Here is a 24407-nt window from a genome sequence, read left to right on the forward strand (position 1 = left end):
AAAACGGAAGAAACCGATAGCATCATCGGATTTTCCGATGATGCTATCGGAGCGATCAGTTGCGCAGCCGGTAACCGGTCTTGAATATCCAGGCGAGCGTTCCCAGGCAGATCGCCAGGAACACCGTGATCATCGCCAGGCTGATCGCCGGGTTAACGTCGGCGATCCCGTAGAAGCTCCAGCGAAAGCCGCTGACGAGATAGAGCACCGGATTGAGGTGGCTGACACCCTGCCAGAAGGGCGGTAGCATATTGACCGAATAAAAACTGCCGCCGAGGAAGGTCAGCGGCGGCACGACCAGCATGGGAATGAGGTTCAGCTGTTCGAAATTGCCGGCCCAGATGCCGATCATGAAGCCGAACAGGCTGAAGGTGATCGCCGTCAGCAAGAAGAACAGCACCATCATGAAGGGATGCTCGATCCTGACGTCGACGAAGAGATTGGCGGTCAAAAGGATGATGAAGCCGATGATCATGCCCTTGGTGGCGGCGGCTCCGACATAACCGAGCAGGATTTCGGTCATCGCCACCGGCGCCGACAACACCTCGTAGATCGTGCCGGTGAATTTCGGGAAATAGATGCCGAAGGAGCCGTTGCTGATGCACTGGCCAAGCAGCGTCAGCATGATCAGGCCGGGCGTGATGAAGGCGCCGTAGGATACGCCCTCCACCTCCTGGATGCGCGAGCCGACTGCTGCACCGAAGACGATGAAATAAAGCGAGGTCGAGATAACCGGCGAGATGACGCTCTGCAGCAGCGTGCGGCGCGTGCGGGCCATCTCGAAGAAATAGATGGATTTGATCGCCTCGACGTTCATTTGCCTGCTCCTACCAGCGCCACGAAGATATCTTCGAGCGAGCTCTGTCGCGTCGACAGATCCTTGAAATGGATATTGTTTTCACCCAGCCGCGTCAGGAGTGTCGCGATGCTTTCCTGCTCATTGTCGGCGTCGAAATCGTAAGTCAGCCGGCTGCCCTCCGCCTCCAGCGTCAGTCCGTTGCCGGCAAAACAATCCGGCAGGCGCTCGAGCGGCTCTGTGAGATCGAGAATGAGCTGCTTGCGGCCGAGCTTGGCCATTAGCGCCGCCTTGTCCTCAACGAGAAGCAATTGCCCGCCATTGATGACGCCGACACGGTCGGCAATTTCCTCGGCTTCCTCGATATAGTGGGTGGTCAGGATGATGGTGACGCCCGAGGCCCGAAGCTCCTGAACGACGTTCCACATATCCTTGCGCAGCGTCACGTCGACACCGGCTGTGGGCTCGTCGAGGAAGAGGATATCCGGCTCATGCGAAAGCGCCTTGGCGATCAACACCCGCCGCTTCATCCCGCCCGAGAGCTGGCGCAGCATATTGTCCTTCTTGTCCCAGAGCGAAAGCGCGCGCAGGACCTTCTCGATATGGGCAGGATTGGCCTTCTTGCCATGCAGGCCGCGCGAAAAGCTCACCGTATTGAACACCGTTTCGAACTGATCGGTTGTCAGCTCTTGCGGCACAAGGCCGATCATCCCGCGCGTGGCGCGGAAATCCTTCACGACATCATGGCCGGCGACCAATACCTTGCCGCCGCTCGGATTGGCAATGCCGCAGATGATCGAGATCAGCGTCGTCTTGCCCGCACCGTTCGGCCCGAGCAGCGCCAGGATCTCACCCTTTTCGACGTCGAGGTTGATGCCTTTCAGGGCCTCGAACCCATTGGCGTAGGTCTTGGTAAGATTCTGAACAGAAATGATGGGGGTCATGCGTTACTCTTGATATTATCGAAGTATTTGGCTCGCTATATAGTCCCTTCATGACGCATTAACATCCGTGGGAACGTGAACACTGCATTCGCCTTGCTAACACAGTTGCCTTGCGCAAGCGGATGACCCGCTGTTGCAAGTGGGCCCGCCGGCGCAGGCGAAGTAGCCGCATCGGTCTTCGCGACGACACCGATCTGTCCGGGACAAAGCAAGGCAGCAGTCGGCTCGGATGTCATCATCCGGTGATCTTCATGACCGATAAGAAGGCCGAGGCCAGCACCGGCATCCGCCCCGCCGCCCACCCCTTTGCGGAGCCGTCTCCGGGTGTTCTCGTTGCACCCTTTTTCGCTGCCTCGGCATGTAGTCAAAGTTATTGTTCAGTCACGAAGTGTTTGGAACCGGCTAGCATCCCCTGTCCAGCCGCGTTCGTCTTAGCCGGCCCTGCGCCGGCTTTCTTTTTGTTCGGAAAGAGGTCGCGTCTCGCGCCTATCGATCCGTCGCCAACGCAAGGCACACCGGTGAAAACCCAGATGCCCACCCCTCACAACTCATCGTAATTAAACCAATCAAAATCCGCGACCTTGCCCCTCCCCGACGTGTCGAAGGCAAACACACCAGCGAAGGCGCCGGTGAAGGAACCGTGTTCGCCGCGGCCGCCTTCGTCGGAAATCATCCCGGCATCGAGGATCGGGCCGATCGGCTGCCAGGCGCCCTTGCCTTCGGTCTGCCAGAAGAATTGCAGATCGTTCTCGCGGATTTCCATGGCGAGCTGGACACGCCCCTCGGCGGGAATGGCGATGCCGCTTTCGACGGGAAAACTGAGGCGTCCATTCGGATAGTCGCCATTGCAGGAAAGGATCGTCACGCAGCGGCCGAGTGTTTCGTGCAGCGTCACCGCGACGGCGTGGAACTTGTGGCGGTTGTAATAATGCGTCAGCCCGGCGACCTGCTGATAGGTGTCGGGTGAGAACTCGACCACGGTTTCGGCGCGGAAGCTGTGATGTTCCTGCCGGCGAGCGACCAGCGCCTGTTCGAACCACGAGCCAATGCTTTCACGCCCGATCAGGCGCAGATGGCCTGGGCGGTCCGTCAGGTTGAAGATGCGGTTGGGTTCGGGCGTGCGCAGCCATTGGAAATCAGCTGGCAGCGTACCGCCGTCGAAGCTATATTCACTGCGCATCGGCTTTTCCACCGGCACGGCGCCAAAGAGGCCCGGCACATCGATATCGGGCACTGAGGTGCCGTTTTCGAGGTAGAGCCAGTCGTCGTCGCGCCAGAGGCATTTCTGTAACGATGTCTCGCGCCCCAGCGTGCAGCGCCGCTTCGGCGGCAGCGGCCGGCCGCAGAGATGGGTGTGATAGGCCTCACCCTCCGGCGTCTCGACATATTGGCCGTGCCCCGCCCGCTGCAGCGCCGCGCCCGGATGATCTTTGGAGGTGATCAGATGCATGTTCGGATGCATCTCATAAGGCCCATCGATCCGGTGCGAACGCGCCATGGTGACGGCGTGGTCGTAGCCGGTGCCGCCCTCGGCGGTCGTCAGATAATACCAGCCGTTGCGCTTGAAGAGATGCGGTCCCTCGACAAGGCCGAGCGGACTGCCGGCAAAGATGTTCTGGATCGGCCCCTTCAACGCCTTTGTCGCCGGGTCCCATTCCTGCAGCAGGATGCCGTCGAAGGCCGGCGATTTCGGCGAGCCGCCATAGCTCTCGGTACGGTGGTTCCATTGCATGTTGAGGAACCACTTGCGGCCGTCATCGTCGTGGAACAGCGAAGGATCGAAGCCGGAGGAATTGACATAGACGGGGTCGGACCATTCGGCTTCGATCGAGGGCGCGGTGACGATGTAGTTCGGGGCATCCTTGAAACTGCCGTCGAAGCGTTTGACGTCGGTATAGACGAGCCAGAACTGGCCGTCGGCATGGGAAAGACACGGCGCCCAGATGCCGCAGCTATCGGGATTGCCCCGCATGTCGAGCTGCGATCGGCGTTCCAGCGGCCGGCGCACCAGCGTCCAGTTCACCAGATCGCGCGAATGGTGGATCTGCACACCCGGATACCATTCGAAGGTGGAGGTGGCGATATAATAATCCGCGCCGACGCGGCAGATTGACGGATCGGGATTGAATCCGGGCAGGATGGGGTTGCGGATCATGGCGGCTCCTCCGAAATTATTGTTGTGGTACGTACATCACATAGGAACGGCGGTTACTGCACCAAGTTGCCAAATCCAGCCGCGCGTCCGCGCGGCGAAAAGAGTCTATTCGGCCCAAGGGATTTGGGCTGGCTGGATCTCTGTGACATCCCTCGGGTCAAGTCCGAGGACAGAGACGAGGGAGGATGTGGCAGCGCGCTGCCCCAAACGCCCAGTCTGCCTTCCCTATTCCCGCTCCGCCGACTTCGCCCAGAGATTGATATCCGCCTCCTTGGCATAGACGTCAACCTCGGCAAGCTCCTCGGCCGAAAATTCGAGATTATCCAACGCCTTGACGCAGTCGACGATCTGCGACGAGCGGCTGGCGCCGATCAGCGCCGAGGTTACCCGTCCGCCGCGCAGCACCCAGGCGATCGCCATCTGCGCCAGCGTCTGGCTGCGCTTCTCGGCGATCTCGTTGAGCTTGCGGATATTGTCGATGATCGAGGGGCGGATGTAGTCTCTCTTGAGAAAATGGTTCTGCGCCGCGCGGCTATCTTCGGGAATGCCGCCGAGATATTTCGTCGTTAGCATGCCCTGGGCCAGCGGCGAGAATACGATCGAGCCCATGCCGACCTCGTCGAGCGTATCGAGCAGCCGGTCGTCCTCGACCCAGCGATTGAGCATCGAATAGCTCGGCTGGTGGATCAGGCACGGCGTGCCGAGTTCCTTCAGAATCTTTGCGGCTTCGCGCGAGCGCTGCGAGTTGTAAGAGGAAATGCCGACATAGAGCGCCCGACCGGAGCGGACGATATGGTCGAGCGCGCCGCAGGTTTCTTCCAGTGGCGTCTCCGGGTCGAAGCGGTGCGAATAAAAGATGTCGACATAATCGAGGCCCATGCGCTTCAGGCTCTGGTCGCAGGAGGCGATCAGATACTTGCGGCTGCCCCACTCGCCATAGGGACCCGGCCACATGTCGTAGCCGGCCTTGGAAGAGATGATCAGTTCGTCGCGAAGCCCGGAAAATTCGCTGCGCAGGATCTCGCCGAAAGCGGTCTCGGCGCTGCCGGGAGGCGGGCCGTAATTGTTGGCGAGGTCGAAATGGGTGATGCCGAGGTCGAAGGCCGTGCGGCACATGTCGATCTTGCGGTCATGCGGCGTGTCACCGCCGAAATTGTGCCAGAGGCCAAGGGAAACGGCCGGCAGCTTCAGGCCGGAACGGCCGACGCGATTATATTTCATCTTCGAATAACGGTCTGCAGCCGGTTGCCAGCTCATCTGAATAACTCCTTTAAAGTATCTCTATGATCGTCACGCGGTATCTTCGGCCCAAGAGATCGCCGACACCTGCCCCTCATCCGCCTGCCGGCACCTTCTCACCGCATGCGGGGCGTAGGGAATATGCCGTAACCTCTCCGTCACTCGCCAGCGTTTCGCGTGGCAAGTCCCCTCGCCCCGTTTTTACGGGGAGAGGGTGAGGGGCAGCCATCGGCGCGAACCGGACAGCCGCAGGACAGGCCCGATGAAGACCGAACTATTGAGACAAACGCGCCGATACGGCAAGCGCACCGCGCTATTTCTACTATCTCAACAGCGCCTGCGCCTCTTCGATGCCGAGCGCAGCCGGCTGCGTGCAGGTCGTCGTCAGCTCGATGAAACGGCCCTCCTCGCCCGATTTCAGGATCGAAGTCATGACGTCGACGCCGTGCAGTGTGCGATCGAGCGAGCAGCGTGCGTCGCGGCCTTCGATCAACGCCATCGCCATGTCGGCAAGACCGGCGGTGCGGTAGTTGGCACGCGCCCCGTTCGGGTTTTCCTGGTTGATCTTGCCGAAGGGATGGTCCCAATCGTCAAGCGGCTTGATGTCCTTGTCGCGACCGCTTGCCTCAACGGTGCCGCCGAAGAAGTTCGGGTCCGGCACATAGAGCGAGCCGTCGGTGCCATAGATCTCCATATTCGCATGGCGGTGCGACCACACATCCCAGCTTGCCGACAGCGTCACGGTGGCGCCGCTGACGAATTCGAGCAGCGCCTGGATCGTTGTCGGCGTCTTGACCGGGATGATCTCGCCGTTGCGCGGCTGGCTGGTGATCGTCCGGGTCGGCGATGCCATCGAGGTCATGGCACCGACGCGTTTGACCGGACCGATCAGGTTGATCAGGTTGGCGATGTAATAGGGGCCGAGATCGAGGATCGGGCCGCCGCCCGGCAGGAAGAAGAAATCCGGGTTCGGATGCCACATCTCCATGCCCGGGCTCATCACGTAGCAGGCGCCCGAGGTCACCCGGCCGATGCCGCCATCGTCGATGAATTTGCGGGCGAGCTGGTGGGCGCCGCCGAGGAAGGTGTCGGGCGCACAGCCGACGGCGAGGTTCTTCGCCTTGGCGAGACGGCGAAGCTCCTCGCCCTGCTCCAGCGAAAGCACCAGCGGTTTTTCCGAATAGACGTGTTTTCCGGCTTCAAGGATCGCCTTCGACACCGGAAAATGCGCATCCGGGATCGTCAGATTGACGACGACGTCGATCTCGTCATTGGCGAGAAGCTCCTCGATTGTCTGCGCCTTGACGCCATATTCCTTGGCACGCGCCTCGGCCGCCTGCACGTTGATATCGGCGCAGGCCAGCACCTTCAGCCCCTTGAAGAGCGGTGAAAGCGAAAAGTAAGTGGTGGAGATATTGCCGCATCCGATGATGCCTACGCCAAGTTCCCTGGTCATGATATGCCTCAATAAGTCTGGAAGGATGCGATCGAACGGCTGATATTGCGGTCGATATCTTTTGGATTGTCATGTTCGACGACGAAGTGTTTCGCCTTGGTGGCGCGCAGCGCCGTCATCAGCCTGCCCCACTCGACCTTGCCATGACCGACATCGGCCCAGCCGTCTTCGTCCTTCGCCTCGCCGGCAGGCGCGATGTCCTTGACATGTACCGCGGTGATACGCGGCCCGAGCTTTTCGATCCAGGCGAAAGGATCGGCGTTGCCGCGAATGACCCAGGCGATATCGGCTTCCCAGGAAATATCAGGCGCGCCCTCGAAGATGCGCTCGATCGGCAGCGAGCCGTCGGCCAGCTTGACGAATTCGAAATCGTGATTGTGCCAGCCGAATTCATAGCCGGCTTCCTTGTAGGGCTTGCTCATTTCCTGCAAGCGCTTGCCGAAGGCGACCCAGCCGGCGGCGTCGGAGGGGCGCTGCTCAGCTGCCAGATGCGGCGCATAGATCGAATCCATGCCGAGAATTTTGGCAATGTTCAACGACTTCTGCACGTCCTTCTCGAGGAAATCCGGGCTGAAATGGCCGGTCGCCATCACCAAGCCGTTCTTGTCGAGATCGGCGCGAAGGCTCTTCAGGCCGTCATCGTCGAGATCGGCATAGATGCCGCCGAAGCCTTCGACCTCGGCATAACCTGCCTTGCCGAGCTTTTCGAAAATTGCCGAATAGGGCTGGAAGTTGCGGGCGCTATAGAGCTGGTAGCTGAGTTTCGTCATCATCGTCTCCTTGGGCCTCGTGCCCATTTCTTGGAAGGATCAATCCGCCGATTGGCAGGAATGCAGGTCGTAAAAGCGGAAATCCGGCAGCTTGCCGCGTTCGAGCGGATGTGCCGGGGTGAAGGTGATGCGGCGGCTCTCGCCGGCTGCAAGATCGAAGGCGTTGTCGGAATATTTGCCGTCCGCCTCGGTCTCGATCATTACGAAGAGCGCAAGTCCCGCTGCGGTGACATTGATATCGATCGCGCCACTCGCCTCGACATATTCGTGAGTGACGGTCAGGCCAGAAGGCTCCAATTCCAGCGCCTTATAGGTGCCGTTGACATAGTGCCCCTCGCCTCCCATGCCGTTCGACGCGGTGAAATGCCAGGCAAGCAGCGTGCCCTCAGCAATGTCGGACACATCAATCGCCGCGGCCGTCACCGCCGCATCCGGCGAGCACATGGCCTGCACGTTTTTCAGGTGCCGCCGCTCGCCATTCATCGTCAGAAGCGAGATCGAAAGATCGACGCTGACATCATTGAGCGTATCGTTGACGAGCGAGAAGCGGATCGTCTTGCCGTCCTCGGCGGGAATGGCGGCAACCGCCACCGGCTGGAAGAAGCGCTTGACGAGATAATGCATCGCCTTCCAGCGGCCGCCGTAGTCGAGGCTCGACCAGGAGGCGACCGGCCAGGTGTCGTTGAGTTGCCAGTAGATCGTGCCCATGCAATGGGGCTTCAACGAGCGCCAATATTCCACCGCCGTCTTGATCGCCAGACCCTGCTGGATCTGGGAGAGATAGACGAAATTCGGGAAATCCTTGGGGAAGCGGAAATAGCGGAACATCGTGCCGGCGATGCGTTCGTTGCCGCCGGCATTCTTCTGGTGCAGCTCCATAACGGGAGAAGCGATGTTCATGTCCTTCTCCTCGGCATAAGTTTTGATGACGGGCAGCGAGGTGTAGGACTGGAAGCCGAACTCCGAACAGAAGCGCGGCCGCACCGAACGGTAATTGTCGAACGACTTGTTCTCGTGCCAGACTGACCAGTAATGCATGTCGCCCGACCCGTCGGCATGCCAGGCATCGCCGAAATCGAGATAGCCGGATGCCGGGCTCGACGGCCACCAGAGCGCGCCCGGCAGCGCCTTCTTCACCGCCTGTTCGATCGTCCGGTTGAGGCGGTCGTAGGAGACGAGATAGCGGTCGCGATCCTTCCTCGATTCCTCGAACCAGGTCAGCGCTCCGACAAGCTCGTTGTCGCCGCACCAGAGCGCGATCGAAGGATGCGAGGAGAGCCGCTTGACCTGGTAATCCACCTCGATCGCCACATTGTCGAGGAAGTCTTCGGTCGAGGGATAGAGGTTGCAGGCGAACATGAAGTCCTGCCAGACCATCAGGCCCAGCCGGTCGCAGAGGTCGTAGAAATGATCCTGCTCGTAGAAACCGCCACCCCAGACACGGATCATGTTCATGTTGGCGGCTTTCGCCGATTGCAGCAGGTCCTCTGTCTTTTCAGGCGAAGAGAGTGAATAGAGCGCGTCGGCCGGGATCCAATTGGCGCCGCGGCAGAAGATCTCGCGGCCGTTGACCTTGAAGGCGAAGCGGCTGCCTGATGCATCCGGCGTGGTGATCAGTTCGACAGTGCGCAGGCCGATCTGCTTGCTCACCTCATCCGTCGGCAATTCGACGGACAGCGTATAAAGCGCCTGCTCGCCGCTGCCGGAGGGCCACCAGAGACGCGGATTGTCGATATGGAAGAGATGGTGGACCTCCGTCTCGCCCTTGACGCCGACATCGAGACGCACGCGCTCGCCATCGAGGTCGAAATAGACCTGGGCGATGCCGGCATGCTTGGCAAACAGGCTCGCCGTCACCAGGAGATCGACCGAGCCGTCGCTATTGTGGGTTTGGCGGGTGACGACATGTTCGATGCGCGCCGTCTCGAGCTGCTGTAGCGCGATCGCGCCGTAGAGGCCAAATGGCGCAATGGCGATGTTCCAGTCCCAGCCGAAATGGCATTGCGGCTTGCGCAGCATGTTGCCGTCGGGAATCGGCGAATTGCCCGTGCTGTAAGGAATATAGAAAGGCTGCTTCTTCTGCCGTTCGGCCCCGACGGCGGGGTTGGAGGCAAAGACGATCCGGATGGAGTTGTCGCCTGGTTTCAGCATGCTCGACACGTCGGGCCGATAGCGGCGGAAGCTGTTGTCGGCTTCAAGCGCCAGGAAGCCGTTGACGTGGACGCTGGCGACCGTATCGAGATAATCGATATCCAGATACCAGTCGCCTTCGACCTCCGGCAGCGCGAAGCTGCGCTCGACCGCCCATTCGCGCTCGGCGACCCACTGCACCTTTTCCTCGTTCCGTCCGAAATAGGGATCTGGGATCAGCCCTGCCCGGTGCAATGCGGTGTGCACGTCGCCCGGCAGGCTGATGACACTTTTGATCTCGCCGTCGACGGAAGTCAGCTGCCACGAACCGGAAAGGTCGATGTTGGGGGGTGTCGACGGATGTGTCACGATATCATTTCCGAATTACGTTTTAGATATGGACGGCGGATGATCGCCGTCCGGTAGTTGTCGTTGGTCAGGGGCCTGGCTTGGCTCCCTCTTCTCCCCGCTGGGGAAAAGAGATGTGTAGCAGCGCCTTGGTCGCCTTCCGTCCGCCCCGCTTTCCGTCATCCTCGGGCTTGACCCGAGGATCCACATGGCATCCACCAGCAAGCCCGAGAATGACGGAGAGCGGATTGGGCTTCTCGCCAAACTCGCCCCGGCCTATCGGCCCCAGCTCAGGCAGGCGGCACCATCTCCGGCCCCGCCCGCCCAACTGTCTAAAGACGCAGCTCGCTCTCGGCATCGAACACCGAAGCCAATGCCATGTCGAAGCTGAGCTTCACCTTGGCTCCGACGTTAAAACGGCGTGCGCCGTTGACGCGGACCGACATCGTGTGACCGGCATGTTTCAGCCACAGAAGATTGTCGGCACCCATCGGCTCCTCGATATCGACGGTGGCGTCATGTTCTTCGCCGCCGGCATTCTCGTTGACCTTGATGTGCTCCGGGCGGACGCCGAGCACAACCTTGCGGCCGGGCTGCAATGTCTCGCTGGCGTCGTAGGCAGCGAGCGAGAAAATGACGCCGTTGGCCGAAAAGGCAATGCCGTCGCCCGAGCTGACCAGCTCGCCGCGCAGGAAATTCATCGACGGCGAGCCGATGAAGCCGGCGACGAAGAGATTGCGCGGCCTGTTGTAGATCGTCGTCGGGTCGTCGAGCTGCTGGATGATGCCGCTCTTCATGATGGCGATGCGGTCGGCCAGCGTCAGCGCCTCGATCTGGTCGTGGGTGACGTAGATCATCGTGTTCTTCAGTGACTGGTGCAGCCGCTTGATCTCGACGCGCAGCTCCGAGCGGAGTTTGGCGTCGAGGTTGGACAGCGGCTCGTCGAACAGGAAGACGTCGACATCGCGCACCAGCGCCCGGCCGATCGCTACGCGCTGACGCTGGCCGCCGGACAGTTCGGCGGGCTTGCGCTTCAAGAGCGGCTGGATCTGCAGGATCTCGGCTGCCCGCGCCACGCGCTTGTCGATCTCGGCTTGCGGTATCTTGGCGACGCGTAGGCCGAAAGAGAGGTTCTTCTCGACGGTCATCTGCGGATAGAGCGCATAGGACTGGAAGACCATGCCGATGCCACGGTCCTTCGGCTCTTCCCAAGTGACATTCTTGCCCTTGATGAAGATCTGGCCTTCCGAGGCGTCGAGCAGGCCGGCGATGCAGTTCAGCAAGGTCGACTTGCCGCAGCCGGACGACCCGAGCAGCACCAGGAATTCGCCGTCGTTGATATCAAGGTTCAGATCCTTCAGCACGCTGACGGCGCCGAAGTTCAGCGACAGATCCTTGATCGAGACGCTTGCATTGGAGACACTTGAATTCATGTTCATGGGATCAACCCTTCACTGCGCCGGCGGCGATGCCACGGACGAAAAGCCGCCCCGAGACGAAATAGACGATCAGCGGCACGAGACCGGTGAGGATCGTTGCCGCCATGTTGACGTTGTATTCCTTCACGCCCTGGACGGAATTGACGATGTTGTTGAGCTGCACGGTCATCGGATAGGTATCCGGACGGGTGAAAACCACGCCGAACAGGAAGTCGTTCCAGATGCCGGTCACCTGGAGGATCATCGCCACGACGAAGATCGGCAGCGACATCGGCAGCATGATCTTCAGAAAGATCTGCCAGAAGCCCGCCCCGTCGACACGCGCCGCCTTGAACAGCTCCTCCGGAAGCGACACGAAATAATTGCGGAAGAGCAGCGTCAGGATCGGCATGCCGAAGATCGAATGGACGATGACGAGACCGGTCAGCGTGCCGTAAATGCCGATTTCGCGCAGAATGATGACGATCGGATAGATCATCACCTGGTAGGGAATGAACGCCCCGATGATCAGGATCGAGAAGAAAAGCTCGGATCCCTTGAAGCGCCAGTTGGCGAGCGCATAACCGTTCACCGACGCGATCGCGATCGAGATGATGACCGATGGCACGGTGATACGCACCGAATTCCAGAAGCCGCGCGACAGGCCATCGCAGTTGAGGCCGGTGCAGGCCTCGGCCCAGGCCTTCACCCAGGGTTCGAAGGTGATCTCCAGCGGCGGCGAAAAGATATTGCCGAGCCGGATTTCCGGCATGCCCTTCAGCGACGTCACGACCATCACGTAGAGCGGCAGCAAATAGTAGAGCGCCGCCACACCAAGCGTGCCGTAGAGTATGATGTTGCGCGACGACAGCGCCGGGCGCGGCTTGGCGCCGCTCGGGCCTTCGCCAAGTCTCGGCGCAACGGCGTCGATACCGGCGGCTGTGGTGTTGAGAGTTTCGATATTAGCCACGCTTGCGCCCTCCTCCGAATTCCAGATAGGCCCACGGAACGATGATGATCGCGACGGTGACGAGCATCATGGTCGAGGCGGCAAAGCCCTGCCCCAGGTTCTGCGCCTGGAACATGTAGTCGTAGACATATTTCGCCGGCACTTCCGAGGAGATGCCCGGCCCGCCCGAGGTCTGTGCGACGACGAGGTCGTAGACCTTGACGATGCCGGAGGCGATGATGACGATGGTGGTGATGAACACCGGCCGCATCATCGGAATGACGATGAAGAGATAGGTCTTCCACATCGGGATGCCGTCGACGCGCGCCGCCTTCCAGATGTCCTCGTCGATGCCGCGCAGGCCGGCGAGCATCAGGCACATGACGAGGCCCGTTCCCTGCCACAGCGCCGCGATCAAAATGCCGTAGATGACGATTTCAGGCGTATAGAGCGGATTGAAGGTGAAGCTCGTCCAGCCCATCGAACGCACGACCGACTGGATGCCGAAATCCGGGTTGAGAACCCATTGCCAAACGAGACCTGTCACGATGAAGGACAGCGCGAAGGGATAAAGGAAGATGGTGCGGAAGGTGTTTTCGAAACGGATTTTTTGATCCATCAGGGCGGCGAGCATGAAACCGATCACCAGGCTGAAGATCAGCGAAAGCACGCCATAGAGGGCGAGATTTTCGATCGCCGTCACCCATCGGGGCGCCGCCCAGAGGCGCTCATACTGATCGATGCCGACAAAGCTCAACCGCGGAAGGAGCTTGGAATTGGTAAAGGAATAAAAGACCGTCCAGAATGTGCCGCCGACAAAGATCACCACGGCTGTCAGGATCATCGGAATGGACGCAATCTTGGCATTCAGATTGCGTAGTAACTTGTTTGGCCGGCCTGCTTGCGCTTGACCCGTCATGAATACTCCTCCTCAAATCGCAATTGCGACCTGTGACGAAACGGCATGGCGCCGCCTCTCGTCCCACGTCCGAAATCTGCTGAAGATAGCGGAGAGAAGCTGCCGCCGGCCGGACCATCAAAGTCGTCCGGAGAGGATCCGGCCCCATGGGAGCCGGATCGCAAAGGCAGCAAATCTACCGATCAATCAGCCGAAGCGATGATCCCGGCGAAACGCTTCTGCGCGTCCTCCGGCGTCATCGACGGATTGGCGAAGAATTCGGAGAAGAGGTCTTCCTTTTGCTTCTGGCTGTCGGCCGAAAGCAGCTGGTCGGTGCCTTGGATCACGTTGCCCTTCGCCAGGATGTCGAGACCCTTCTTCATGCAATCATTGGCGGCGGCGAGATCGACGTCGCCGCGCACCGGCAGCGAGCCCTTCTTCAGGTTGAAGGCAACCTGGGTCTTGGGATCGAGCAGGGTCTTGGCAAGCACTGCCTGCGCCTTGGACTTTTCTTCGTCCTTCAGCAGCGGGAAGTAGAAGGCGTCGCCGCCGGTCGAGATGATCTCGTTCACGCCGAGGCCGGGCAGGCAGGTATAATCCGTGCCGGCTTTCTGGCCGGCGAGTGCGAATTCGCCCTGTGCCCAGTCACCCATGATCTGGCCACCGGCCTTGCCTGTGATGACCAGGTTGGTTGCCTGGTTCCAATCCTGGACGTTGCTGCCCTTGGACATTTTGCGGGCATCGTCGGCAGCCTTGAAGACCTTGGCGATCTCCGGACCGGCAGCGACTTCCGCATCCTTGTCCTTGAAGACCTTGTTGAAGACGTCCTTGCCGGCAACCGCGACCATCAACACGTCGAAGGCGCCTGTCGCCTGCCACGGCTGACCGCCGACGGCGAGCGGAATGATGCCGGCCTTTTCGAGAGCCGGAGCGGCAGCGACGAACTCGTCCCAGTTCTTCGGCACTTCGACGCCGGCCTTCTTGAAGGCTGCGTTCGAAAGCCACAGCCACTGCCAGGAGTGGATGTTGACCGGAGCGCAGTAGATCTTGCCGTCGATGGTGCAGGAATCGAGCAGGCTCGACGGACGAATAATGTCCTTCCAGTGCTCGGCAGTGGCCACATCCGTCAGGTCGCGCATCAGGCCGGCCTGGACGAGTTCTTCGGCCTGGCGGCCGTGGTTGAACTGGGTGGCGCCCATCGGGTCGCCGCCGGTGATGCGGCTGATCATGATCGGGCGTGCCGTGCCGCCGGAACCGGCGATTGCACCGTCGACCCAGTGGTTGCCGGTGGCGTCGAACGCCTTTGCCAGCTCGGCGACAGCAGCGGATTCGCCGCCGGATGTCCACCAATGGGTGACTTCGAGATCGGTGGCGCTGGCGCTAAACGGAAGCGCCGCGGAAGCGGCAAGCATAGCCGCCATCAGACGAATTTTCATGAGTTCTCCTCCCTCACTGAAACGTTGCCGGAAAAACTTAGTTCAATCGATTTCCACGCGCAACTGTCAGCTGGCAAATTTTTCCCGAGCAACCGCAATTGCAGCTTCTGACTGTTTTCCATCGAAGCGCCTCGCCCTCGTTAGCGACACCAAATCAACTCTTCTCGCAAATGCGTCTTCAGGTCATCTATTTGAATATATTATATTAATTTAATTATTAGATTCACAGCCCATATCGCCGGTTTCGCAACTGCAAAAAAGCCGCGGAATAATTGCCGATTCAACCTTAGAGCGTGATGCTGCGGTGCACATAAGAAAAAGCGCTCGACATTTCTACTGTATCGTTACAGATTTGCTTTTCTTAGGGAGGCGCGATTTTGGCAAGCGCGGGCTTACGGCGCTTGAAAAAGCCTCTATAAGCGACACCAATTCGCGCGAGGCAGGCCTACAGGGATGGAAAACAAGGGAAATTTCGGGCAAGCGGCGCCGGCGGCGCGCGAGCGTCCGACATTGAAGACGATCGCCTTCATGACTGGCCTTGGCGTCACGACGGTGTCGCGCGCGCTGAAAGATGCGCCTGACATCGGGGCGGAAACCAAAGAGCGGGTGCGTATGGTCGCCCGCCAGCTTGGCTACCAGCCGAACAGGGCGGGCGTGCGCCTGCGCACCGGCAAGACCAACGTCATCGCCCTTGTCCTCAGCATAGATGAGGAGATCATGGGCTTTTCCAGCCAGATGGTCTTCGGAATTTCCGAAGTACTGTCCGGCACGCCCTATCATATCGTCGTCACGCCGCACTCCCACAGCAAGGACCCGATGCTGCCGGTGCGCTACATCCTCGAGACCGGCTCGGCCGACGGCGTCATCATCTCACGCATCGAGCCGGACGATCCGCGCGTGCGGCTCTTGACCGAGCGCGGCATGCCCTTTGCCACGCATGGGCGCACCGATGCGGGTCTCACTCATCCGTTCCACGATTTCGACAACGAAGCCTTCGCCCACGAGGCTGTGGAAAAGCTCGTTAAGCGTGGCCGGCGCCGCATCGCCCTGCTGCAGCCGCCGAGCAAGCTCACCTACTACGCCCATATCCGCATCGGCTTCCAGACCGGACTGCACGATTACGGCGCCGAGGAAGTGCCGCTGCGCATCAACACCGACGCACCGCTCGCCGACATCCGCGACGTCGTCGAGGTGATGATGCGCTCGGCCAACGCGCCCGACGGCATCGTCTGTTCGGCCGGCAGCGCCGCGATCGCCGTCAATGCCGGCATCGAAGCTGCCGGCAAGACGCTCGGCCGTGATCTCGATATGGTCTCAAAGCAGTCGGTGCCGATCCTGAACTGGATCCGCCCGGAAATCATCACTGCCCAGGAAGACGTGCGCCAGGCCGGCCGCGAAATGGCCAAAGCCGTCATCGCCCGCATCGACGGCGTCGAACCGGAACTGCTGCAGAGCATCAGCCAGCCGATCTGGCCCGAGAGCGGCAGGTAAGGCGGATTGAGAAGCGCGACCCGTCGGACTTACCGGCAGCCGAGAAACTCATCTTCGGCGGTCCAAGGTTTGGGTGGCTCAAATCGCTTCCAGCGACGTAGTGACCTCAGTCGCCCCGACTTCGCCGCGCTAACCGCAAGCGCGGCATCGGCTCGAAAAAAGCCAAGATTGCTCGCCATCTCATGAGCGAGCGACGGGGAGATCGACAGAATGCAAGAAAGTGGCGTGCCCTATTTCAGCCAATGGGAAACACCCGGCATGACGCTGCCGGTGCTTGCCGCGGGATCGCAGGCTCTGCTCAGCGATCCGCTCTGGCGCCATTCGGGAGCCGCAACGATCGAGGAATATGCGCATTGGGCCGTGAACGTCTGCGGCATGGCCTGCCTGAAGATGGTCCTAGCCGCGCGCGGCGAGATCCATCCCACCCTCGAACTCGCCCGCGCCTGCACTCGTTATGGCGGTTATGTCGTCGACGAGATCGACGCTTCGATCAAGGGGCTGATCTACGCGCCCTTCGTCCGCTTCGCCGCCGACCGATTCGCGCTCGATGCGAAGACCATCACCGGCTTGGACACATCGGCCATTCCGGAGCTGCTGTCGAAGCGCAGGTTCTTCATCGCCTCGGTGCATTCGGCCATCCGCTGGCCGGAGCACGAGCCGCCGTCGAAGGGCGGTCATCTGGTGCTGGTGACGGCGGCCAGCGATAAGACGATCCGCTTCCACAATCCGTCCGGCCACGACGCGGCAAGCCAGGCCGATGTCACGCTGCCGCTTGCCGTCTTCGATCGTTTCTTTGCCAATCGCGGCATATCGGTCGAGGCCTGATCTTTCCGATATCCCATCGCTTCGGAGGCTTTCATGACCCCTTCCCCCAACAGGCTGCGCATCGCCGTGCTTTTCGGTGGCCGTTCGGCCGAGCACGAGGTTTCCATCCTCTCGGCGACCAACGTCATGGCTGCGCTGGAGCCCGAGAAATATGACGCCGTTCCCATCTTCGTCACCCGTGAGGGACAATGGCTGCTGAGCGGCTTCGGGGACGGCCGGCTGGCGACACCCTCGTCAGGGACGGAAATCTGCCTCGTGCCGGGCGGCCGCGGGCGCATGCTGGCCATGCCGGCCCATGGCGCGCCGCATGAATTGCCAAGGATCGACATCCTGTTTCCCGTGCTGCACGGCCCGCATGGCGAGGACGGATCGGTGCAGGGCGCAGTTGAAGTGGCACGCGTGCCGCTCGCCGGCTGCGGCATCCTCGGCTCGGCCGCGGCACTGGACAAGGATATCGCCAAGCGTCTGCTGCAGGCGGCGGGCCTGCCGGTGGCGCGCGCCGTGACGATCCATGAGGGTGCGGCTCCTTCGCTTGCCGCGCTCGAAGACGAGCTCGGCCTGCCGCTCTTTGTCAAGCCGGCGCGGCAGGGATCCTCCGTCGGCGTTGCCAAGGTCCATGCCAGCCAGGAATTTGCAGCAGCCCTTGCCGGAGGCTTCCGCCACGACCGGACGCTGCTCGCCGAGGAATTCATCGCCGGCCGCGAGATCGAATTCAGTGTGCTGGAGGATGTGGACGGAGAGCTTTTTGTCTCCCGGCCGGGTGAGATCGTGCCGGCGGAAAGCCACGGCTTCTACAATTACGACGCCAAATATGTCGATGAAAACGGCGCGGCGCTGAAAGTCCCGGCCGAGTTGCCGCTGGAGGTCGAGACCGCCATGCGCGATATGGCCGCCCAAGCTTTCCGGGCTGTCGGTTGCGATGGCATGGCGCGCATCGACTTTTTCCTGACATCGGACATGCACTTCGTCATCAACGAACTCAACACCATTCCCGGCTTCACCGATATCAGCATGTATTCCAAGGCGTTGGCAGCAAGCGGCGTCAGCTATGCCGAAATCATCGACCGGCTGGTGGAGCACGGCATGGCGCGCTTCCGCCGGACAGGCTAGATGATGAACGGATCGGTCCTGATTTCGGGATGTTCCGGCGGCGGAAAATCGACGCTGCTTGCGGAGCTTGGCCGCCGTGGCCATACGATCGTCGAGGAGCCCGGCCGCCGGATCGTCAAGCAGGAGCTGGAGAGCAATGGAACCGCCCTGCCCTGGGTCGACATGGTTGCCTTCGCCCGCCGCGCGATCGAGATGGCGATCGTCGACCACGCGGCGGCGCGCGAAGAGCAGGGCTGGACATTCTTCGACCGCGGGCTGATCGATGCCGCCTCGGCGCTTCAGCACCTGACGGGAGAACCGATCCTGGAAAGATTGAGCGCCGCCCATCGCTATAACAGAAGCGTTTTTCTCACGCCGCCATGGCTGGAGATTTACACGACCGACCCCGAGCGCCGCCATGGCTTCGAAAAGGCCGTCGCGGAATATGAGCGACTCGCCGCGACCTATCCGACAATCGGCTACGACGTCGTCGTGCTGCCGAAAATCACGGTCGCCGACCGGGCGGATTTCATCCTCGATCGCCTGAAGGCAAAGGAGTAGTCTTTCGGCAGCCGGCCGATCTCAGCGCCGGCGAAAGACGCACCACTGAAACGACTGCCGGCCGCCGCCGGGCGTCGCGTGCTCCTCGCTCCATTCGCGCTCCAAGGCAAAGGCGGAGCCGAATTCTGCCGCCAGCGCAGCGGCATCATAACGTTGGACCGGCAAGCCGCTGCACCGCTCCGGCCCGTCGGATGCGAAGGTCGCGATAATCACGACGCCGCCCGCCGCCGTGCCGGCTTCAAGCGCATTGCGATAGGACAGCCGCTGCTGCGGCGCGGTCAGGAAGTGAAAGACGGCGCGATCGTGCCATACGTCGTAGCGGCGCTTCGGTCTCCATACGGTGATATCGGCCACCATCCATGCGACCCGAGCCGCGTCATCCCGCAGCCGCGCCTTGGCGACGTCAAGTGCCGGCGCAGCAATATCGAGAACGGTGAGGTCGGACCAGCCGCGCTCGACGAGTCGGTCGACGAGGCTGGACGCGCCGGCACCGATATCGATCAGGGCGGCCGTCACCGGCAGTTGTAGCTCGTCAAGCGCCCGCAGCGAAGGCTCGGGCGTCGGTTGATACCAGCTGACGCTGTCGGCAGCTTTCGTGCGGTAGACCTCGTCCCAGTGCTCCTGATTCGCTTCCGTCATCCGGCATCCCCGTTTTGGCAGCGTCCGATCCTGACCCATCAACATGTAGGGATTGAGACGTCAGGCCCCAAACCTCCTGCACCCGCAATCATATGCGCGCTTCAGGGAGGAATGTGACGATAAACACGATCCTTAGGATCGTCTCGGGGCGCTACGCGATCAAGACACGCGCCCAGCCGTTCTGCAACGGCAATGGAAGCGACATTGCCGGAGCGATATAGCTGACGAGCGACGGCAGCTTGAGTGTCTCGAAAGCCCAGCCACGCAACGCCAAGGCCGCCTCGGTCGCATAGCCCCTGCCCTCATGCCCTTCGTAGACGAACCATCCGAGTTCCTTTTCCGGAAAGAGCGGCCCGTGGTTGATCCCCACCTGGCCGACACATTCGCCGGTTTCGGCCAGATCGATCATCAGCGCCCCATGCCCGAAGAACTGCCACAGAGCAATGTCGTGGCAGAACATCCCCCACGCCGCCCGCAGATCGAAGGGGCCGCCCATTCCGGCAGAGCGCGGCGAGGCCATCAACCGAGCGTAAGCCTCGAAGTCGCCGATATCGGGCAGGCGGAGCGCCAGACGCTCTGTCCGGATGCTGATGGCGCCGGTTTTGGTCATGTCGTCGCCTTTCTGCTAACTTTCGAACGCCGGAGCGAACCGAAGCGCCCCGCTCGGCGCTGGCCCTCGAAAAACGATCCGCTGCACCAGCCGCGTATCGAGATCATGATATGACAGCCGCCCGTCGCTGCTGAATCCCGCGCTGCCATAGACGTCCGGATTGCCGATCAGCGCGCATCCGCTAGCGCCCATCTCCTTCAGCAATTCGAGCCCCCTGGCGATCAGAGCCCCGCCGATACCCTGCCGCTGTCTCGCCGGCGTGACCGATATCGGCCCCAGCCCGAACCAGTCGTCATGGACACCTTCGATCGTCACCGGCGAAAACGCGACATGCCCCAGGATCTCGCGGTCCTCCTCAGCGACGAGCGATATCGCCAGATCGCCGCTCATACGAAGTTTTCGGATAATCTCCGCTTCCGTACCGTCACTGTAGGCCATCGGCCTGAAGGCGGTGGAAGTCAGATCGTGGATCGCGTCGATATCATCAGGTGTCTCGTATCGGATATGCATCTCTGTCAGGTCCTCATGCCCCAGCGGTCCTCAAACGCTATGTAGAGAAAATCGAAGAGCAGCAAGCCGGGTTCCTCCAACGGGAGTTGCGCCACGACGTGGCCTTCCGGGTCGAGCACAGCCGTCGGCCCCCAGGAGATACGCCCGTCACGCTCTCCGGTCACATCGGACGATATCAGCCACAGTCCCGTTTCGCGGCACCTCTCGCCGCGGACCGCGTTATGCTGCTCCTTAAATGCTTCCGCCTTGTCCCGCGGCATCATATTGTTGGCGAGGCACAGGATCAGGGTCGCGCCGGACGCTCTGATCTTCGCCGCAGCTTCCGGAAAATTGGTGTCGTAGCAGATGTTGATCCCGAAACGCATATCGCCAATCGCAAAGAGCGGGCTCTCCTCTCCCGCCGAGAAAATCCGTTCACCACGCAGCAGGTGGGCTTTCCGATAGCGGCCGATGAGAACGCCGCGCTCGATGATGACAGCGGTGTTGAACAATCGCCCATCATCGATCTCGATCAGCCCCACCACCAACACCGGCCCCGACTTCGGCAGCCGATCCAGGACTGCCGAAAACTCGGCCGATGCGAGATCGAACGCAACGCGGCGCGCCGATGGTTCATCGATCAGGTAGCCCTGGAGAAAACCTTCGGGAAAGAGCAGCAAGGCAACGTCATCGACTTCGGCTCGTGCTGCGACTTCAATAGCATGGTCCAAGGCCGCATCGACATTCTCCCGAAATTCCGGCGTCTGCGCCGCGGCTATCCGAATACTCTTCACCTTCAACTCCGCGTTCGCGACATACCTCACGAAAAAGCCCGGCGCGACGGCCGGGCTTCTCCTTGATCTCTTCTCCGCAAACCTCAGAAGGTCGCCGCACCGCTGCCCCAGGGGCCGTGGTGGAAATCCTTGCCATCAAGGCGGTCGAAACCGTGGGCGCCGAAGAAGTCGCGCTGCGCCTGGATGAGGTTTGCCGTCCCCCGGCCCTGGCGGTAGGCGTCGAAATAGGTGAGCGCCGAGGTCAGCGCCGGCACCGGCAGGCCGGCGGAAATCGCAGCACCGACGACGCGGCGCAGCGCCGGAATCGATTCCTTGACCATGTCGGAGAAGGCCGGCGTGACGATCAGGTTTGCGGCGTCGGGCGCCTTTGTGAAGGCCGAGGTGATCTCGTCGAGGAACTGCGAGCGGATGATGCAGCCGGCGCGCCAGATTCTGGCGATCGTTGGCATCGGCAGCGACCAGTTGAACTCGCGCGATGCTTCCGCCATTACTGCGAAGCCCTGCGCATAGGCGCCGATCTTGGCGGCAAACAGCGCCAGTTCCAGATCCTTGTTGAGCTCGGGACCATAGGCGATCGGGAAGGATACGGCCTGCGTGCCGAAGATCTTTTCAGCGGCTTCGCGCTGCGATTTCATCGAAGAGAGGCTGCGGGCGGCGACCGCGGCTTCGATCGCCGTTGCCGGAATGCCCATGTTCTGCGCCTCGATCGCCGACCATTTGCCAGTGCCCTTCTGGCCTGCCTTATCGAGGATCATGTCGACCATCGGCCCACCGGAGACGGGATCGTTGGCGGCCAGCACCTTTTCGGAGATCTCGATCAGATAGGAGTTCAGCCGGCCCTTGTTCCACTCGCCGAAAATGCCGGAGATGTCGGAGGCGCTCTTGCCGAGGCCGTCGCGCAGGATACCGTAGATTTCGGCGATCATCTGCATATCGGCATATTCGATGCCGTTATGGATGGTCTTGACGAAATGGCCGGCGCCGTCGTTGCCGAGCCAGGCGACGCAGGGCTCGTCATTGTAGCGAGCGGCAATCGAGGTCAGCACCTTCTCGACGCGCTTCCAGGAGTCTTCCGTGCCGCCGACCATGATCGACGGGCCGTGGCGCGCACCTTCCTCGCCGCCTGACACACCCATGCCGATAAAGGTAAGATCGGTGTTCTTGAGGCGGTCGAAGCGGGCGACGGTGTCGCGGAAGTTGGCGTTGCCGGCATCGATCATGATGTCGCCCTTGGCGAGATGCGGGCGCAACGCCTCCATCTGCTGATCGACGGCATCGCCCGCCTTGATCATGATGATGATCGGGCGCGGCGGCCGGATCGCATCGACGAACTCTTCGATCGTCTTGCAAGGAATGATCTGCTTTTTCAGATCGCCGGCGCTTTCGTAGAATTCCTCGGTTTTCTCAGGCGTACGGTTGAAGACCGCAATTTTATTGCCTTTCTCCGCGATGTTGAGCGCCAGGTTGGAGCCCATGACCGCAAGACCGATCAGTCCGATTTCTGCCTTTTCCACGACAAACCTCCGATGTGTCATTTGGACCGGTGTTGTGGCACTGTCTCGGTCAAACGGCAAGTCTCGCAAGGGTCTAATCGGTTCGCAAAAGCAATGAAATGAAGCTTGCAATATCCCGACTTGTCCGACAACCGCTTGCGTCGGTTCATCGACAACCAAGTTTTCGTGCGACCTGCCCTTGATGCCCTATCTGGTGGTATCATCGGCGTTTCGGGAGATATCGCCTTGGCACCGGAAAGACGAAAAGATACGGCGCTGCTTGCTGCCCGTGCCGGGCGCTACCGCGAATATGCGCCGCCGCCGGCGCTGCGACGCCATTTCAGCCGGTTCTGGTCGCATGCGCTGCATGACGGACCGCCGGCACTGGTGGCGATCGTGCCGGACGGCTATTGCGACCTGCTCTGGATCGACGGCCGGCTGGCAGTCGCCGGGCCCGACAGGACGGCGGCCTTTCCCGTTCTCCGGCCGGGCACGACGATCATCGGCGCCCGTTTTGCGCCGGGCGCCGCAGCACCCTGGCTGAAGACGCGGCTCTCGGCTCTGGTCGGCCGCTCGGTGCCGCTTGTCGACATCGGCTGGAAGGACACGGCCGAATTCGAGGCGCGGCTTGGCGATTGTCCCGATCCTTCGGCAGCCATGGCGCTGTTTCGCCGCCTGTTGGAAGAAGCCGCCAGCGACGAGGAGGATCCCGCCCAGGACGCTGCCGTGATCTTCGCCGCCGCAGACAGCGGTCGCCCGGCGTCCGGGCTGCTCGGCCGGCTCGACATGAGCGAAAGGCAGTTGCGCCGCCGCTGCCACCATCATTTCGGCTATGGCGCCAAGACGCTGGAACGGATCCGCCGGTTCCAGCGTTTCCTCGACCTCTGCCGCAGCTCGGGCACGATGCCGCTCGCCCGCCTTGCGCTCGAAGCGGGCTTTGCCGACCAGGCCCACATGACGCGCGAGGTCGGCGAGCTCTCGAGCCTGACACCCGCCGCCATTCTTGACCAACTCTGCATGCCGGAAAGGCCGGGCTGACCGTTTTGTTCAAGACGCCGCTGATTGGCCTGCTACGACAGCGAGACCCAATATCAAGGACCTGCAAGCCATGTCGACGACGCCCGCGAAAATTATCCACCAATCGATCGAGCGTGACTGGCGCGACGTCTACGACTTCGCCGGCAAGCCGGAGAACATGCCGCTCTGGGCCTCCGGCCTTGCAAGCGGTCTCGAGCCGCACGGCGCTGACTGGATCGCCCGCGGCCCGCTTGGAACCATCAAGGTGAGCTTCGTGCCTGCCAATGAATTCGGCGTAATCGACCACACGGTGACGATCGAATCCGGTCTCAGGGTCTATAATGCGCTGCGCATCGTGCCGAACGGCGATGGCTGCGAGGTCATGTTCACGCTGCTGCGCCTGCCCGGCATGACCGACGCGCAGTTTTTTGCCGATGCCGCCCATGTCGAGAAAGATCTCGCCATGCTGAAAGCCCTGATGGAGAGATAGATGGCCGACAATTCAGAAAACCACGACCGCCGCATTGACTATGTCGAATTCAACGTCGCCGACATCGCCGCCGCCAAAGCCTTTTACGGCTCGGCCTTCGGCTGGCGTTTCACCGACTACGGCCCGAACTATTGCGAATTCGACGATGGCCGGCTGAAGGGCGGTTTCACCGATTTCGGACCTGTGCGGCCGGGCGGCCCGCTTGTTGTCGTCTATGCCAGAGATCTGGAGGAGGTGCTGACCTCGGTCGAGAGGGCCGGCGGCACGATCGTCCGGCCGATCACCGATTTTCCCGGCGGCCGCCGCTTCCATTTCCTCGACCGCGACGGGTACGAGCTCGCCGTTTGGGCGACCGCCTGAGGCTACCGGT

The 24407-nt window shown here is 61.3% G+C and carries 22 protein-coding genes and 1 pseudogene; 7 read left to right on the forward strand and 16 right to left on the reverse strand.

Annotation, left to right across the window (positions count from 1 at the left end):
• Positions 1-55: 55 nt before the first annotated feature.
• The 11 genes from ATY29_RS11140 to ATY29_RS11190 form a co-directional block, all read right to left on the reverse strand.
• A complete protein-coding gene (locus ATY29_RS11140) occupies positions 56-817 on the reverse strand; it encodes an ABC transporter permease (protein WP_003564182.1) in 762 nt (253 codons plus the stop codon).
• The gene (locus ATY29_RS11145; RefSeq protein ID WP_003564184.1) at positions 814-1740 is read right to left on the reverse strand and encodes an ABC transporter ATP-binding protein; all 927 of its coding nucleotides are present in this window, start codon (positions 1738-1740) and stop codon (positions 814-816) included. The genes ATY29_RS11140 and ATY29_RS11145 overlap by 4 nt, the downstream gene beginning before the upstream one ends.
• Positions 1741-2281: 541 nt before the next feature.
• Entirely contained in the window at positions 2282-3895 is a 1614-nt protein-coding gene (locus ATY29_RS11150) for a glycoside hydrolase family 43 protein (protein ID WP_003564186.1), read from the reverse strand.
• 225 nt (positions 3896-4120) lie between these two features.
• The gene (gene mgrA, locus ATY29_RS11155; protein WP_003564188.1) at positions 4121-5152 is read right to left on the reverse strand and encodes an L-glyceraldehyde 3-phosphate reductase; all 1032 of its coding nucleotides are present in this window, start codon (positions 5150-5152) and stop codon (positions 4121-4123) included.
• Between the two features lie 304 nt (positions 5153-5456).
• Positions 5457-6590, reverse strand: coding sequence for a Gfo/Idh/MocA family protein (locus ATY29_RS11160; RefSeq protein WP_097532734.1), 1134 nt, complete (start codon positions 6588-6590; stop codon positions 5457-5459).
• 8 nt (positions 6591-6598) lie between these two features.
• A complete protein-coding gene (locus ATY29_RS11165; protein WP_003564192.1) occupies positions 6599-7360 on the reverse strand; it encodes a sugar phosphate isomerase/epimerase family protein in 762 nt (253 codons plus the stop codon).
• Positions 7361-7399: 39 nt separating this feature from the next.
• Positions 7400-9859, reverse strand: a complete 2460-nt coding sequence (locus ATY29_RS11170; RefSeq protein WP_003564194.1) for a beta-mannosidase — start codon at positions 9857-9859, stop codon at positions 7400-7402.
• Positions 9860-10170: 311 nt separating this feature from the next.
• Positions 10171-11277, reverse strand: a complete 1107-nt coding sequence (locus ATY29_RS11175) for an ABC transporter ATP-binding protein (RefSeq protein WP_003564195.1) — start codon at positions 11275-11277, stop codon at positions 10171-10173.
• 4 nt (positions 11278-11281) lie between these two features.
• Positions 11282-12226, reverse strand: a complete 945-nt coding sequence (locus tag ATY29_RS11180) for a carbohydrate ABC transporter permease (RefSeq protein ID WP_003564198.1) — start codon at positions 12224-12226, stop codon at positions 11282-11284.
• Complete coding sequence (locus tag ATY29_RS11185; RefSeq protein ID WP_003564200.1) at positions 12219-13124, reverse strand: carbohydrate ABC transporter permease; 906 nt, start codon at positions 13122-13124, stop codon at positions 12219-12221. Before ATY29_RS11185 ends, ATY29_RS11180 begins: the two co-directional genes overlap by 8 nt.
• Positions 13125-13306: 182 nt before the next feature.
• Positions 13307-14539, reverse strand: coding sequence for an ABC transporter substrate-binding protein (locus ATY29_RS11190; protein WP_003564202.1), 1233 nt, complete (start codon positions 14537-14539; stop codon positions 13307-13309).
• Between the two features lie 453 nt (positions 14540-14992).
• Here ATY29_RS11190 and ATY29_RS11195 point away from each other — a divergent pair, with 453 nt between their 5' ends.
• From ATY29_RS11195 to ATY29_RS11210, 4 genes are all read left to right on the forward strand, one after another.
• Complete coding sequence (locus ATY29_RS11195; protein WP_003564204.1) at positions 14993-16030, forward strand: LacI family transcriptional regulator; 1038 nt, start codon at positions 14993-14995, stop codon at positions 16028-16030.
• 210 nt (positions 16031-16240) lie between these two features.
• Complete coding sequence (locus tag ATY29_RS11200) at positions 16241-16855, forward strand: cysteine peptidase family C39 domain-containing protein (RefSeq protein ID WP_097532735.1); 615 nt, start codon at positions 16241-16243, stop codon at positions 16853-16855.
• A gap of 33 nt (positions 16856-16888) precedes the next feature.
• Complete coding sequence (locus ATY29_RS11205) at positions 16889-17965, forward strand: D-alanine--D-alanine ligase family protein (protein ID WP_025416390.1); 1077 nt, start codon at positions 16889-16891, stop codon at positions 17963-17965.
• Positions 17966-17968: 3 nt separating this feature from the next.
• Entirely contained in the window at positions 17969-18505 is a 537-nt protein-coding gene (locus ATY29_RS11210) for an AAA family ATPase (protein WP_097532826.1), read from the forward strand.
• 21 nt (positions 18506-18526) lie between these two features.
• Here the strand turns inward: ATY29_RS11210 and ATY29_RS11215 are convergent, their stop codons facing one another.
• From ATY29_RS11215 to gnd, 5 genes and pseudogenes are all read right to left on the reverse strand, one after another.
• Complete coding sequence (locus ATY29_RS11215) at positions 18527-19144, reverse strand: class I SAM-dependent methyltransferase (protein ID WP_097532736.1); 618 nt, start codon at positions 19142-19144, stop codon at positions 18527-18529.
• Positions 19145-19245: 101 nt separating this feature from the next.
• A pseudogene (locus tag ATY29_RS11220) lies at positions 19246-19754 on the reverse strand (GNAT family N-acetyltransferase).
• Positions 19755-19769: 15 nt separating this feature from the next.
• Positions 19770-20264 (reverse strand): GNAT family N-acetyltransferase, encoded by a 495-nt coding sequence (locus ATY29_RS11225; protein WP_003564215.1) that lies wholly within the window; start codon positions 20262-20264, stop codon positions 19770-19772.
• A gap of 5 nt (positions 20265-20269) precedes the next feature.
• Positions 20270-21037 carry a carbon-nitrogen hydrolase family protein gene (locus ATY29_RS11230; protein WP_097532827.1) on the reverse strand — a complete coding sequence of 256 codons (768 nt, stop codon included), beginning with the start codon at positions 21035-21037 and terminating at the stop codon, positions 20270-20272.
• An 83-nt stretch (positions 21038-21120) separates the two neighbouring features.
• A complete protein-coding gene (gene gnd / locus ATY29_RS11235; protein WP_193550353.1) occupies positions 21121-22572 on the reverse strand; it encodes an NADP-dependent phosphogluconate dehydrogenase in 1452 nt (483 codons plus the stop codon).
• A gap of 204 nt (positions 22573-22776) precedes the next feature.
• On the opposite strand from gnd, the gene ATY29_RS11240 reads away from it, so the two are divergent.
• From ATY29_RS11240 to ATY29_RS11250, 3 genes are all read left to right on the forward strand, one after another.
• On the forward strand, positions 22777-23568 hold the full coding sequence (locus ATY29_RS11240; protein WP_097532828.1) for a helix-turn-helix domain-containing protein: 792 nt from the start codon (positions 22777-22779) through the stop codon (positions 23566-23568).
• A 70-nt stretch (positions 23569-23638) separates the two neighbouring features.
• Positions 23639-24037 (forward strand): SRPBCC family protein, encoded by a 399-nt coding sequence (locus ATY29_RS11245; RefSeq protein WP_097532738.1) that lies wholly within the window; start codon positions 23639-23641, stop codon positions 24035-24037.
• Positions 24038-24397 carry a VOC family protein gene (locus ATY29_RS11250; protein ID WP_003564223.1) on the forward strand — a complete coding sequence of 120 codons (360 nt, stop codon included), beginning with the start codon at positions 24038-24040 and terminating at the stop codon, positions 24395-24397. It begins immediately after the preceding gene.
• Positions 24398-24407 lie beyond the last annotated feature (10 nt).

Origin of the sequence: Rhizobium hidalgonense (assembly GCF_002914525.1) — a bacterium.
Lineage (GTDB): Bacteria > Pseudomonadota > Alphaproteobacteria > Rhizobiales > Rhizobiaceae > Rhizobium > Rhizobium hidalgonense.

Excerpts from the sequence above, each read along its gene's own strand:
- mgrA (WP_003564188.1), bottom strand. The coding sequence starts at position 5,152 with ATGAGCTGGCAACCGGCTGCAGACCGTTATTCGAAGATGAAATATAAT.
- ATY29_RS11160 (WP_097532734.1), bottom strand. The coding sequence starts at position 6,590 with ATGACCAGGGAACTTGGCGTAGGCATCATCGGATGCGGCAATATCTCC.
- ATY29_RS11245 (WP_097532738.1), top strand. The coding sequence starts at position 23,639 with ATGTCGACGACGCCCGCGAAAATTATCCACCAATCGATCGAGCGTGAC.
- ATY29_RS11205 (WP_025416390.1), top strand. The coding sequence starts at position 16,889 with ATGACCCCTTCCCCCAACAGGCTGCGCATCGCCGTGCTTTTCGGTGGC.
- ATY29_RS11145 (WP_003564184.1), bottom strand. The coding sequence starts at position 1,740 with ATGACCCCCATCATTTCTGTTCAGAATCTTACCAAGACCTACGCCAAT.
- ATY29_RS11200 (WP_097532735.1), top strand. The coding sequence starts at position 16,241 with ATGCAAGAAAGTGGCGTGCCCTATTTCAGCCAATGGGAAACACCCGGC.
- ATY29_RS11140 (WP_003564182.1), bottom strand. The coding sequence starts at position 817 with ATGAACGTCGAGGCGATCAAATCCATCTATTTCTTCGAGATGGCCCGC.
- ATY29_RS11195 (WP_003564204.1), top strand. The coding sequence starts at position 14,993 with ATGGAAAACAAGGGAAATTTCGGGCAAGCGGCGCCGGCGGCGCGCGAG.
- ATY29_RS11185 (WP_003564200.1), bottom strand. The coding sequence starts at position 13,124 with ATGACGGGTCAAGCGCAAGCAGGCCGGCCAAACAAGTTACTACGCAAT.
- ATY29_RS11175 (WP_003564195.1), bottom strand. The coding sequence starts at position 11,277 with ATGAACATGAATTCAAGTGTCTCCAATGCAAGCGTCTCGATCAAGGAT.
- ATY29_RS11150 (WP_003564186.1), bottom strand. The coding sequence starts at position 3,895 with ATGATCCGCAACCCCATCCTGCCCGGATTCAATCCCGATCCGTCAATC.
- ATY29_RS11215 (WP_097532736.1), bottom strand. The coding sequence starts at position 19,144 with ATGACGGAAGCGAATCAGGAGCACTGGGACGAGGTCTACCGCACGAAA.
- gnd (WP_193550353.1), bottom strand. The coding sequence starts at position 22,572 with ATGACACATCGGAGGTTTGTCGTGGAAAAGGCAGAAATCGGACTGATC.
- ATY29_RS11165 (WP_003564192.1), bottom strand. The coding sequence starts at position 7,360 with ATGACGAAACTCAGCTACCAGCTCTATAGCGCCCGCAACTTCCAGCCC.
- ATY29_RS11190 (WP_003564202.1), bottom strand. The coding sequence starts at position 14,539 with ATGAAAATTCGTCTGATGGCGGCTATGCTTGCCGCTTCCGCGGCGCTT.
- ATY29_RS11225 (WP_003564215.1), bottom strand. The coding sequence starts at position 20,264 with ATGCATATCCGATACGAGACACCTGATGATATCGACGCGATCCACGAT.
- ATY29_RS11250 (WP_003564223.1), top strand. The coding sequence starts at position 24,038 with ATGGCCGACAATTCAGAAAACCACGACCGCCGCATTGACTATGTCGAA.
- ATY29_RS11210 (WP_097532826.1), top strand. The coding sequence starts at position 17,969 with ATGAACGGATCGGTCCTGATTTCGGGATGTTCCGGCGGCGGAAAATCG.